Source organism: Treponema primitia, assembly GCF_046533075.1.
Classification (GTDB): Bacteria; Spirochaetota; Spirochaetia; order Treponematales; family Breznakiellaceae; genus Termitinema; species Termitinema primitia_B.
The window spans coordinates 30869-43313 of record NZ_JAJQRB010000059.1 but is presented as its reverse complement, the minus strand read 5'-3'; the positions used below and the strand labels follow the sequence as shown (position 1 = coordinate 43313).

Sequence of the window (12445 nt, the reverse complement as noted above, 5' to 3'; positions counted from 1 at the left end):
AAATTTCCCGAAGGGGGAGGTTGGGTAAAATTTCGGGCAAATTTTTTTTTTTAAAAAAAATTACCCCCCCCCCCCCCCCCCCCCTACAATAATAAGTATTTTTGCTTAAGAACGGTTTTACAGGATCTGATTCATAGGAAGGTCCGTCTCTTGCAGAGGATTACTAAATAAATGTCAAAAAGGAGTAATATATGCTTAAAAAAACGTTTGTATGTTTTGTTTGCTTCCCGGTCTTTATTTTCTTAAGTTCCTGTGCATCAACCACAGTATGGGACGATACAATTCCTGAGGACCAACTGGCGACAATCCATTTTAACAGAATAGACCCTTCCGGTTATAACGGAATCCCCGTCAGAAAATGGGACAACGTCAAAATACCCCAGGGAGAGGCGGCCTTTGTTGCCGATGTGAATATCAGCTATGCGGGAATTATGGTTCTTGTGCATGGTATGGAGTTTGCCTATAACTTTGAATCCGGAAAAGAATATAGCATTACCGGTATAGCGCAGAATATGCAATGGGGTGTAAAAATATACAGCGGATCGGACAGTACCGATTATGATTTTGTGCCTTTTAAAACGCAGCCTGTTTTCAGATGACAAATTAACTATATAGTGATCTTACAATAGACATAGGTTTCATAAGGAGGATTTATAAAATGAAAAGGATATTAATCATTACGGGTTTACTTGGCGTATTGGTTTTTTCAGGATGCGTCGGTACCACGGCTTTGGGAATTTTAGACGAAACAATTCCGGAAGAATCCCTGTGTCCGTTGGAAATTCGGAATAACCTTGCGGTAATTATATACGATAATATGCCGGTTGAATGGGTACCGACAATTACGGCAAATAAAACAACTATTTCCTTACCCCCCGGTAAACATTCCTTTATCCTCAGATATTATACGGGTTCCAGTTCCGTCAATGTGGCAACAAAGAGCACCAATACTACGGTAACCCTTGAGCAGGAATTTCTTCCCGGTCACAGTTATAGGATCTATGAGTCCAGTATCTGGCTTATCTTTTTTACAATTACGGACCTTAAGATTAAAGATGTAACTCCTAAAAACAGATTATAAGGAGAACCGAGGCTGAATGTTTAAAAAAATTATATTCTGTTTCTGTCTTTTGTTTTTTCCTGTTTTTTTGTTTGCCCAAACCGGTGCGGGGGTGCTCCGCGATTATGTCGGCGTTATTCATCAGTCTTACCATCCTGATGTGGTTGGTTTTATGAATAAGCTTAAAGACTTGGCAAAGAAGCGCGGCAGAACCGAGGTGGTAAGCAACATAGAGGCCTTCCTTAAGGGCGGCTTTGGTTCCGGTTTTGTTTATGTTGACTCGGCCGGGAATAATTATATCCTGACGAACTATCATGTTATTACCAAGGCGTATACCATTTCGATTGAATTTGAAAAACAGGACGGTACAAAAATATCGTTTACGGGATTGAATGTTATTGCCGCCGATGAAAATACCGACATTGCATTACTGGCGTTTCCTCCGGGAGAACGGCCCTTTAAGACCGGTTTGCCCCTTGCTTCAAGGCTGGTGGAAGAGGGGGAGGACGTATATTCTGCGGGGTTTCCCGGGTTAGGCGCTAATCCTGTCTGGCAGTTCGGACGCGGTATTGTTTCAAATGCCCGGGTTGTGATACCCCCCACAGAAGAAGACAATAGGGAATATGGTCCATGGGTACAGCATACGGCCCAGGTTGACGCGGGGAATTCCGGCGGGCCTCTGCTTGTTATGGAAGAGGGTCAGTCCATTGCATACTCGGTTGTGGGTATCAATACCGCCAGCGGGGTAAACCGTCAGGCGGCGAATTACGCCATTCCTATTAATACGGCGCTGGATTTTATCTCCCTTTCTCTTAAAGATAAGGATTCAGGTGAGCAGCGCAGGAAACTGGAAGAAAAGGTTAGGGAATTTGTTGAGGGATTATCCGCAAACAAGGCGGTTTATCCCCACATTGCCCGGTATCTTTCCAATGAATGTGTGGCAAGTAACGCGGAATTCGCAATTTCAGAAGTTGAAGACAGTGCAAACTACGGTATCCAGAATACTATTTTTAATCAGTCTGTGTTTACCGCCATTGATTATTCTGTGGGCTGGCTTATTGAATCGGAATTCAGGAAGATTAATAATACCGGAGCAATGCATCCTTCCGTAGGAACTATAACGGGTAATGCGGATGGGACATGGACCGTACCTATCGTTTTTCCCAACAACAGGGAAGTTAATACCATTTGGGTGAGCGAGTACGGGATGTGGCGGTTGAAATCATCGGGGTCCGTAACCGGAAACAGTGCGGCGATGGATAAAAAAATTAAGGAAAGAAAGACGGAAAAGAATCTCCGTACTGATTATACCTTTGCCCTTTCGGCGGGCTATGCTTATCTTGGTTTAGGCGAAAGCGACCCACGGGGAAGCGCCCTGGATGTTTCAATGGAGTTTGGCGATGTATTTACCTATGGCGTCCACTTGTTTTTTCAGGGCAGCGATTTCGGTATTGCGGAAGGAAAGTTTGGATATACCGGGGCAATACGGATCAACAAGGTTGCGCTTATGCCATTTGGAAATGTCGGATTTGGATTATCCTGGCATGAAAAAGATTACGAGTATTCTTACTCCGGGTTGAAGGAAGAAAAGTTTGGTATATCGGATATATCTACGGGTCTTTCTTTTCAGGGAGGCATTAAGGTTACCACAAGCTATGTGCCCGGTTTGTTTTTAAAAACCGCATATCAGTTTAATTACTACCGGGGTGATTTTTTCGGAAGAAATGTGCCGTTGAAGGATGTTACCCACAGCGTAATTATTGGGGTGGGGTATTTGTTTTAGACATATACTCATGCTCCTTCCGTACTTCCCGGATCAGGGCCTTTATCTTCCACTCCAGATTCGTCGGGGTGGTGGTGGTAAAGGCGATGCTTCCGGGATCAATCCCCGCTTCACCGGCAACGCTTTTCACCGCCCTGACCACAGCCATCAGTGCATCCCCGTCAAACCCGTGCAGTAATACTACCGGCTCCCCGCTTACCGCAGGTTTTTCCCTATTCCCCATTTCTCACTTCTCCTTCCTAATTCATCATTATTACACCGGAAGCTTCCGTATCTCCACCCCCAGTTTAGCCGCCGCCTTTTCCGCTTCTGCGGTCCCGGCGATCACCGTGGGTATGCTCCGGCCTTGTTCACCGGCGGCAGCGGCAAGCCGTTTCGCTGCGGCGCAAAGCTCCTCTGCGGTGATTGAAACCATGGATTGCAATTTGTTTGCCCTGTGGGAGTCTTCAATGCCGTAGAGGAAACGGAAGAAATCTGAAAGCCCCTTTTCGGCGCCGGTCCGGGGCCGGGTTTCCTTGGCAAAGCTGCCTATCACCGCCTTGGTCATGGTCTCCTCGTCCGGCGTGTCCAGAGCCGCCGCTTCAAGGATGAGCGGAAAGGCTTCCAGGGAACGGAGGGGGCCCGGATCACGGTAGGTGGAAAGGGAAAAGGTTCCCTCCGCCAGATCAGGGTGGGCAAAGGCGCCATAAGCGCCCCCTTTCATGCGTATCTCTTCCCAGAGTGCGCCCGTGGAAAGCTGGTGGGCCAGCACCGATTCTATGCCCGGCCTGGGGCTGTTCAGGAAAGTGCCCGGTAGAGTTACTGCAGCAAAACCCACCTGAAGGGAAGGGGAGGACAGGACTTCCGCCCTTGGGGTATCGGCGCCATTTTTGAGCTGATCGAAGAAGGGCGTCCCTTCCGCAGTAACGGTGTTCCTGGGCCGGGGTGCGCCGAAGCTGCTGAAAGCTTCCGCCGCACCCTTCACTGCGCCCTGTATGGCTCCGGCGTTTCCGGTGATGTTTACCAGCAGTCCCCCCCGGCTTACCAGGGTGTCCCGTATGCGGCTGAGGACTTTGCAGATTTCCGCAGTATCCGTGTCGGCGATTTTATGAACCGTCTCAAGCTGGGAAATGCCGTTCCAGATTTCTTCCACCGCATGGGAGCGGGAGAAGAGGCGGCTCGAGCGGCCCATGGCGTAGCTGTGCCCCGAGGGGGCCAGGCTTGAATCGGTATCGTTTTTCATTTCCAGGACCAGATCCCGGATACGCCGCTGATCGGAAAAATCCGCCTCAGTAATGATGCGCCGGGCCAGATTCAGGGAATCGGGTATCCTTTCGTCCAGCGCCTTGAGCCGGAAGCAAAGCCAGTCCCGGCCGCGCAAATCCAGAGTTCCCGTGGGAATGGCCGCAGTCCGGGGGAAGCCAGGCAGGCAGGAACCGGTCTGGAGAGTGGCGTAGAAGGCGCCGGTGGTACGGGCCAGAAGGCTGGAGACCGCGCCGTAATCCATCCCCGGCAGCCCCAGTGATACTACGCAGCGAGAGAAGAGGGGGAACCAGGGGTAGTCGGCGGGTTCCATGATGTCCAAGGGGAAGGCAAGATCCAGGTAGGTGATACCGTTTGTAAAAAGTTCATGGGTCAACACCGGTATGCCCTTTGCATCCAGGATATCCCGGGGGATTGTTTCGATTTCTGGAACCAGGTCTTTCCGGGCAAGGTGGGGGATGGTCGCTAAAGCCTCAGGGCTCTCCCCCTCGCTTTGAAGTTTTTCCAGGGCGGCGGCTTTTTCCAGTATGTCCAGCCGCCCGGTTTCTGAAAGGGCCGCCTCTTTCTTTATCAGCGCCTCTGCCAGAATGGCATCCTTCTTTTCCTGAAACCCCTCTTCGGGGTCAACTGAAATCAGAGCCCGGTGGGGGTTATTCAGCAAATAGATTTCGATAAGTTTTTCAAAGTACCGGCCATTTTCGGCAAGGCGGCGCCTTAGTTCCGTAAAAGCCGGAACAAAGAGCAGACTGTCCCAGGGGCGGCCTCCGTGGAGCCAGGACCGGAGGGAGCGGCGCATCCACACCAGGGAGTAGGGTCCGCCGGATCGGCGTATCTCCCGGTTGGCGAATTCCATGGACAGCAGCGCCGCCTCAATTTCTTCCTTAGGGATTCCTTCCGATGCCAGACGCCGTAATTCGTCCATGATTAGTTTTTCTACTTTTTCGCTGATGCCCCTGTTCCCATTTTGCCGATCCACCCCCCGCAGCCCGGCGGTAAAGAGGGTTTCCCGTGATTCATTTTCCAAGCCCGTTGCCGGGGCGAGGTCCTCCCCCAGGCCGGATTCGATGAGCAGCCGGGTCAGGGGGGACCCGTCGTGGCCAAGCAATATTTCTGTCAGCGCCCCCAGGGCGATAGTTTCATTCGCATCGGTGGTGTCTCCGCAGAGCCAGCTGAGGACCACGGTTGATTTCTGTTCCCCCCCCGCCGGACAGGGGATAGAGATACTTTGTGGGGTGGTCCACCGTGCGGCCTTGGGAATAGGGGCCGTCGCCTTTCCCACCGGCAGGGAGTCGAAGAATTGTTTGTTAAGAAAACTAAGCTGCTTTTCTGTGGGAATGTTCCCCGCCAGAAAGATACGGCAGTTTGCGGGTGAGTACTTCCGCCGATGGAAGTCCCGTAACCCCTCCCAGGTCAGATCCGGTATTTTTTCCGGGTCACCGCCGGAATCAAAGGCGTAGGGTGTATCCGGCAGTACCGCCCGGACGGACCAGCGCCCGGCGTATTCGTCCGGAGACGAATAGGCGCCCTTCATTTCGTTGTAAACCACCCCGGTTATTTGCAGCTTTCCTACGGAAAGATCAGGGTTAGTGTTTTTTTCCGGCGGCAAAAAAGCTAAGCGGTGTCCTTCCTGCATGAAGGTCCATTCCGAAATGAGGGGCCGGAACACCGCATCCCCGTAGACCGCCATGAGGTTGAAGTAGTCCTGCTCGTTTACGGAACTTGCGGGGTAGACCGTTTTGTCCGGAAAGGTCCAGGCGTTGAGGAAAGTCTGGAGGCTTCCCTGGGCAAGAACCAGGAAGGCATCCTTCAGGGGGTAATGCTCGGAACCGCAGAGCACCGAATGTTCCAGGATATGGGCGACCCCGGTGGAATCCTCCGGCGCTGTAGCAAAGGCAAAACCGAAAAGATTTTCCTTATCATTGTTGAGGATATGAAAAACTTCGGCGCCGCTTTTTACGTGCCGGGCCCATATGCCCTTGGCTTCCAATTCCGCAAGATCAACCGTTTCCAGTATTTCAAAACCACTGTCTAATATCATAGGATCACATCCTTATCATCGATTAGTAAAATTCGTCCTTCCTCACGACACTGTCTGAACCAGGTGAGGAAGGCTTTGACCGCTTCGTCCACATCCCGCCGGGGGACCGGTCCCATAATTTGGATCTCCTCCCGTATCTCGGTACGCCGCTGAGCGGAAACATTTGAAAGGATCTTTTCGGTAAATTCATCATCCTTCCCTTTAAGGAGCAGTGCGATATCCTGATTCGTCATGGATCTGAATTTTTCCTGGAGAGGCCGATCCTCGGCTTTGATCACATCCGCCAGGGTATGGAGCCGTTCCTTGAGTTCCTGGCTTAATTCGGGATCATCCTCATCAAGCTCCCGGAGTATACGATCCCCAAAGGAATAATCCGATTGTTTCAGGATCGCCGCCAGGGCGTTCCGGCCATCAACATTGATCTGATTATTCGCAGCTGTACTACTGCCCAGACGACGGGCTTTTTCCCGCAGCGCTGCTGCCACCTGTTCCAGGACCTCCGGAGCGGTCTGACCCTGATGGGCTATGCGTTTGACAATCTCCATCTTACGGCCCGGTTCGATATTAACCAGGACCGCTGCGGATAATTTTGAAGGCAGCCGGGAGAGGATCAGCGCCGCCGCTGCGGGGAACTCTTCCTTTAAGAGCAGGGCTATCTGCTCACCGGTAAAATCCTCTAAAAAGCTGAGGGGATTTTCCTTGGTTTCCGGCAGAGCCCTGATGAGGAAGTCACTCCCCTTTTCCGGTCCAAAGGCGGCGTAGAGGAGACGCCGGGCGGCTTCTATACCGCCTGAGGAGGCGCCTAAAAGACCATAGGTGGAAGACAGGAGGGTGCGGAATTCCTCAAGGACCTCCGAGGCCTCCTCTTTGGAGATTCCACGGATAGTGGCGATTTCCCGGGAAATGGCCTCTACCTGCTCAACATCAAGCTTGGAAAGGATGCCCGCCGCCTCATTTCCCCCGATAAGGATGAGGAACTTAGCCACCCGCCGGAGTTTAGAGTCCTCTTCACCCGCTTCCGCTTGGCGGGGAAGGACCTTGGGTAGTTTTAAGAAGGGGTTTTCATCGTTTTTTGGGAGCCCGGTGGTCTCCGGAGCCTCTCCGGTTTTTACAAACCCGTCTTCAGGAATTACCGGAGGACGGCGCGGAGGGGGTTCCGGCACAGTTTCCTTCGGTTTCAGAGTGTTCTGATATGCCGCAATACCGTGACTCAACGGCGCTTTAGCGCCCGGCGCCTTAGCGTCTTCTGATGACAATTCTGGCCATACCGGAGTTCTAATCTTCGCCATACCCCTATAGTACGCAAAAGAGGGCGGGGCTTCAAGGACATGCTCTGATGGTTATGCCAATAAGCGATAGCCTGCGCCCCAGACTGTTTGTATATGTTCAGGATGGGTTGGATTTTTTTCGATATCAACACCCGAGGCTTTCGGCAATAAACATCGAACAAAAGAGGTTAAATCCCGGTAAACACTTTTGAAGATATTTTTTTGTTTTTTGTAACTTTATCTCCATTTGTGCCTTTTATTATTAGAACTCCTCCATATATTTTTTTTCGCCGCCGCCGTTTTCCTCCTTTTCGGCGGCGGTCTTTTTTAGGCTTTGTATCGTATATTGCATAAAAGCCCTTTTTTTTGTATATTCATGGGAATTGTTTTTTTTAAGGAGCCATCATGGGCGAACATGAGGAAGGGGCTGACCAGTGTCCCAAGGGTTTGTATCGGAAAGAAGACGAGCATGATGCCTGCGGTATAGGTTTTGTAGCGGATATTAAGGGTCGCGTTTCCCATGATATTTTAAAACGGGGTCTTGAGGTCCTGGAACGGATGGAACACCGGGGCGCCGAAAGCGCCGATAACAAGACCGGCGACGGTTCCGGGGTGCTTTTACAGATACCCCATGATTTTTACAAAGGGTTTATCCCCAATCTTCCCCCTGCGGGAAGCTACGGAACGGGCATGGTGTTTCTTCCCGGTCCGGCGAATGATAAAAAAGCGGAAACAAACAGCTCCACAATCGTTAAGCATATTGAAGAAACCGCTCTGGGCTTGGGTTTAAAGGTCCTGGGCTGGCGGGATGTGCCCACCAATAGCGAGGCTGTCGGCGCTATCGCCCGGGCTGCGGAGCCCGTCATACGGCAGATCTTTCTGGGCGGGGTTCCGGACCTGGAATTAGCCCTCTATATCTTCAGAAAGAAGCTGGAAAAACGTATCCGCCTTGACGCATCCCTGGAAAACGCCGGGACCAGGGGCTATATACCCTCCCTTTCCTCCCGAACCATTGTCTATAAGGGTATGCTCATGTCCGCCCAGCTCAAGGATTACTATCCGGAACTCAAGGATGAGCGGATAAAGACCGCGGTGGCACTGATCCATTCCCGGTTCTCCACCAACACCTTCCCCAACTGGACCCTGGCCCAGCCCTTCCGCATTGTTTCCCACAACGGCGAAATCAACACCGTCCGGGGGAACCGTTTCTGGATGGCCGCCCGGGAAGCTCTGTTCTCCCATCCCCGCTTCGGCGAGGCTCTGAAGGACATACTCCCGGTGATAGAGCCGGACCGGAGCGACTCCGCCAGCTTTGATAATACCCTGGAATTGCTGGTCATGTCCGGCCGCAGCCTCCCCCATGCCCTGATGATGCTCATCCCCGAATCCTGGAACGACAAAAACCCCATACCCCAGGATTTAAAGGCTTTTTACGAATACCACGCCAGCATCATGGAACCCTGGGACGGCCCTGCCTCCATGGTTTTCTGCGACGGCCGCTTTGTGGGGGGCACCCTTGATCGTAACGGTCTCCGCCCCTCCCGTTATACCATCACCAGGGATGATCTCATCGTCATGGCCTCCGAAACCGGGGTTCAGGACTTTAAACCCGAAGAAGTGGTCTACAAGGGCCGGCTCCGCCCGGGGAAACTCCTCCTGGTGGATATGTCCGAAGGCCGGATCATCCCCGATAACGAGGTAAAGCGCCAGGTTTTCCAGGCTAAACCCTACGCCGACTGGGTGGCCAAACAGCTTATCACCCTAAAGCAGGAACTGGGGGAAGGCGGCACGGCGGAAGCCTTTTCGGACCCCCAGATAGACACCGACGGCAAGCTCCTCTACCTGGAAAAATCCTTTGGTTATTCCCGGGAAGACCGGGAAAAGCTGCTTTTGGTTATGGCGGAAACCAGCCAGGAGCCTACCAGTTCCATGGGAACCGATACTCCCATCGCGGTTTTCTCCGACCGGAGCCAGCGGGTCTATTCTTATTTCAAGCAGATTTTTGCCCAGGTAACAAACCCACCCATAGACTCTATCCGGGAAGACCTGGTGATGACCTTGACCAGTTTTATCGGCCCCCAGAAAAACCTGTTGGACGAAACCGAAGCCCACTGCCGGCGGATCAAGGTGCTCAACCCCATCATGACCCCTGCGGATCTGGAAACCCTGAAAAAAACCGGCGGTGATTTTAAGTCCCACACCCTGGACGCTACCTTTGAAGTGAAGGACGGAGTTCCCGGCGCCCTGGAAGCGGCCCTGGAAACCCTTATCGCCCAGGCGGTTGCGGCGGTCAAGGACGGCGTTACCCTGCTGATCCTCTCCGACCGGGCAAGTCTGAGCTCCGGTCTGCGTTGTTCCATACCGGCCCTGCTTGCAACCGGGGCGGTACACCACGGCCTTATCGAAAGGGGCCTGCGGATGAACCTGTCGATTATCCTGGAATCCGCGGAACCCCGGGAACCCATGCACTTCGCCCTGCTTTTCGGTTACGGCGTGGATCTGGTGGTTCCCTACGGCGCATTGGCTGCCCTTGCCGCCCTTTGCGCCGGCCCCGACGGGAACCGTACCGGGAGTTTCCCCGAGGCGAAGAAGCATTATATCAAGGGCCTCAACAAGGCCATGCTCAAGGTTATGTCCAAGATGGGGACCAGTACCCTCCGGTCCTACCGGGGCGCTCAGATCTTCGAGGCCATAGGGCTTGGCAAAGCGGTGATAGACAAATGTTTCCGGGGTACCCCCAGCCGTATCGGCGGAGCGGGCTTTGCGGAACTGGAAGCGGAAGTTCTGGACCACTACCGGGTTGCCCGGGAATTCCTGGACAAAACCGGGGGTGAACCCAAAGGGGCGGATTACCTCCTCGCCGGAGACGGCCAGTACCGGTGGCGGAAGTTTGGGGAACGGCACGCCTGGAACCCCGAAACTATCTACCTCCTCCAATGGGCTACCCGTACCGGGAACTATAAAAAATTTAAAGAATTTTCCACCCTGGTTAATAAGTTAAACCAGGCGCCCCATGTTATTCGGGGTCTCCTGGACTTTGCCCCCGGTTCGGCGATTCCCCTTGACGAGGTGGAGTCCGTGGAAGAGATCATGAAGCGTTTCACCACCGGGGCCATGTCCTTTGGCTCCATCTCCAAGGAAGCCCACGAAACCGTAGCCAAGGCGATGAACTCCATCCACGGCCGTTCCAATTCCGGTGAGGGCGGTGAAAGCCCGGAACGTTTTGCGGTTAAGAGCGACGGTTCTTGGCTGCGGAGCGCCATCAAGCAGGTAGCCTCCGCCCGGTTCGGGGTTACCAGCGAGTATCTGGCCAACGCCCAGGAGCTTCAGATTAAGATTGCCCAGGGCGCTAAGCCCGGCGAGGGCGGCCAGCTTCCGGGGCATAAGGTGGACGCCATGATCGCCAAGGTCCGGCACTCCACCGCCGGCGTTACCCTGATCAGTCCTCCCCCCCATCACGATATCTATTCTATAGAAGATTTGGCTGAACTTATCTTCGATCTTAAAAATGCCAACCCCCAGGCCCGGATCAGCGTCAAGCTGGTATCCGAGAGCGGGGTGGGTACCGTTGCCGCCGGGGTTGCCAAGGCCCACGCGGACAACATCCTCATCTCCGGCTACGACGGCGGTACCGGAGCGAGTCCCCAGAGCAGCATCCGCCACGCGGGGCTTCCCTGGGAACTGGGTCTTTCGGAGACGAACCAGGTTCTGGTAAAGAACGGCCTCCGGGGCCGGGTGCGGCTGCAAACCGACGGCCAGCTTAAAACCGGCCGGGATGTGGTGATCGCAGGAATGCTGGGGGCCGAAGAATTCGGTTTCGGTACATCCACCCTGATCAACATGGGCTGTGTGATGATGCGGAAGTGCCACGAGAATACCTGCCCCATGGGGGTAGCCACCCAGGACCCGGAACTGCGGAAACGCTTTACCGGCAAAAGCGAGTACCTGATCAACTTCTTCCGCTTTATTGCCGAGGAAGTTCGGGAAATCATGGCCTCCCTGGGCATCAGAAAGTTTGATGAACTGGTGGGCCGGTCGGATCTGCTGGTGGAACGGAAGAGCGGTAAGGCGAAATCCGCCGGGGTCGATCTTTCGGCCATACTCTACAAACCCGAAGGTCCCGCATACATACCCGGCGGTCAGGCGCGCAGCTGCGTTGAGGATCAGGTCCACAAGATTGCTGCGGTCCTGGACCGGGAGCTTATCGAAAAGTGTGCCTCCGCCCTGGATGGAAAGATCCCCATAGCACTATCCCTGCCGGTACGTAATACCGACCGGGCGGTGGGGGCCATGCTTTCCTATGAGGTTTCCAAACGTTTCGGCGGCCAGGGGCTTCCGGAAAACTTTATTACCATCGACTTTACGGGCTCCGCAGGTCAGAGTTTCGGCGCCTTCCTCGCCAGGGGAATCACCTTCCGCCTGGCCGGGGACGCCAACGACTACCTGGGCAAGGGCCTTTCCGGGGGCCGTATCGTGGTAGCGCCTCCCAAGGGTTCCGGCTTTGAGACCGGCGAGAATATCATTGTGGGTAACACCCTGCTCTACGGCGCTACCTCCGGGGAATTCTACGCCGCCGGGGTTGCGGGGGAACGTTTCTGCGTACGGAACTCCGGGGCCACCGCGGTGATTGAAGGCGCCGGGGACCATGCTGCGGAGTACATGACCGGCGGCAGAATTATTGTTCTGGGAACCGTGGGCAGAAACTTTGCCGCCGGTATGTCCGGTGGTATCGCCTACGTACTGGACAAGAAGGGCGACTTCGAGTACTTCCTCAACAAAGGTATGGTGGAGCTGTCCGGCCTGGACAACGAAGAGGACGAACAGTTTGTCAGACAGCAAATTGAACAGCATATCTACTGGACCGGTTCGTCCTACGCTAAAAATATTTTTGATAATTGGGGGGAATATAAACCTAAGTTTGTAAAAGTACTCCCGGTGGAATATAAGATGGCCCTCCAGAAGATGAAGCTGGCGGAACTGGACCGGAAACTCTATGACATCCGGGAACGGGAAGAAATTGCGGACCGTGTATAAAAAACGATAAGAGAGGAATA

General features: G+C 53.6%; 7 protein-coding genes. 4 read left to right on the top strand and 3 right to left on the bottom strand.

Annotated features, from left to right (window positions below):
- The first annotated feature begins 191 nt into the window (after positions 1 to 191).
- The 3 genes from LQZ19_RS12520 to LQZ19_RS12510 are packed head-to-tail and all read left to right on the top strand — an operon-like array spanning position 192 to position 2843.
- Complete coding sequence (locus LQZ19_RS12520; protein ID WP_411048007.1) at positions 192 to 599, top strand: hypothetical protein; 408 nt, start codon at positions 192 to 194, stop codon at positions 597 to 599.
- 59 nt (positions 600 to 658) lie between these two features.
- Positions 659 to 1081: a hypothetical protein gene (locus tag LQZ19_RS12515; RefSeq protein WP_411048006.1), complete on the top strand. Its 423-nt coding sequence runs from the start codon at positions 659 to 661 to the stop codon at positions 1079 to 1081.
- A gap of 16 nt (positions 1082 to 1097) precedes the next feature.
- Complete coding sequence (locus tag LQZ19_RS12510; protein ID WP_411048005.1) at positions 1098 to 2843, top strand: trypsin-like peptidase domain-containing protein; 1746 nt, start codon at positions 1098 to 1100, stop codon at positions 2841 to 2843.
- On the opposite strand, the gene LQZ19_RS12505 is transcribed toward LQZ19_RS12510, so the two are convergent.
- Genes LQZ19_RS12505 through LQZ19_RS12495 form a run of 3 tightly spaced genes read right to left on the bottom strand, consistent with a single transcriptional unit; the run spans position 2818 to position 7412 of the window.
- Positions 2818 to 3066 carry a DUF3783 domain-containing protein gene (locus tag LQZ19_RS12505; RefSeq protein ID WP_411048004.1) on the bottom strand — a complete coding sequence of 83 codons (249 nt, stop codon included), beginning with the start codon at positions 3064 to 3066 and terminating at the stop codon, positions 2818 to 2820. The two genes, LQZ19_RS12510 and LQZ19_RS12505, sit on opposite strands and share 26 nt — an antisense overlap.
- A gap of 30 nt (positions 3067 to 3096) precedes the next feature.
- Positions 3097 to 6123, bottom strand: a complete 3027-nt coding sequence (locus LQZ19_RS12500; RefSeq protein WP_411048003.1) for an insulinase family protein — start codon at positions 6121 to 6123, stop codon at positions 3097 to 3099.
- Entirely contained in the window at positions 6120 to 7412 is a 1293-nt protein-coding gene (locus LQZ19_RS12495; RefSeq protein ID WP_411048002.1) for a flagellar motor switch protein FliG, read from the bottom strand. The genes LQZ19_RS12500 and LQZ19_RS12495 overlap by 4 nt, the downstream gene beginning before the upstream one ends.
- Before the next feature lie 384 nt (positions 7413 to 7796).
- Between LQZ19_RS12495 and gltB the strand changes: the two genes are divergently transcribed.
- Positions 7797 to 12425 carry a glutamate synthase large subunit gene (gene gltB / locus LQZ19_RS12490; RefSeq protein WP_411048001.1) on the top strand — a complete coding sequence of 1543 codons (4629 nt, stop codon included), beginning with the start codon at positions 7797 to 7799 and terminating at the stop codon, positions 12423 to 12425.
- The last annotated feature ends 20 nt before the right edge of the window (positions 12426 to 12445 follow it).

What these genes read in the sequence shown, in the direction of transcription:
- LQZ19_RS12520 (WP_411048007.1), top strand. Translation starts at nt 192, where the DNA reads ATGCTTAAAAAAACGTTTGTATGTTTTGTTTGCTTCCCGGTCTTTATT.
- LQZ19_RS12515 (WP_411048006.1), top strand. Translation starts at nt 659, where the DNA reads ATGAAAAGGATATTAATCATTACGGGTTTACTTGGCGTATTGGTTTTT.
- LQZ19_RS12510 (WP_411048005.1), top strand. Translation starts at nt 1,098, where the DNA reads ATGTTTAAAAAAATTATATTCTGTTTCTGTCTTTTGTTTTTTCCTGTT.
- LQZ19_RS12505 (WP_411048004.1), bottom strand. Translation starts at nt 3,066, where the DNA reads ATGGGGAATAGGGAAAAACCTGCGGTAAGCGGGGAGCCGGTAGTATTA.
- LQZ19_RS12500 (WP_411048003.1), bottom strand. Translation starts at nt 6,123, where the DNA reads ATGATATTAGACAGTGGTTTTGAAATACTGGAAACGGTTGATCTTGCG.
- LQZ19_RS12495 (WP_411048002.1), bottom strand. Translation starts at nt 7,412, where the DNA reads ATGGCGAAGATTAGAACTCCGGTATGGCCAGAATTGTCATCAGAAGAC.
- gltB (WP_411048001.1), top strand. Translation starts at nt 7,797, where the DNA reads ATGGGCGAACATGAGGAAGGGGCTGACCAGTGTCCCAAGGGTTTGTAT.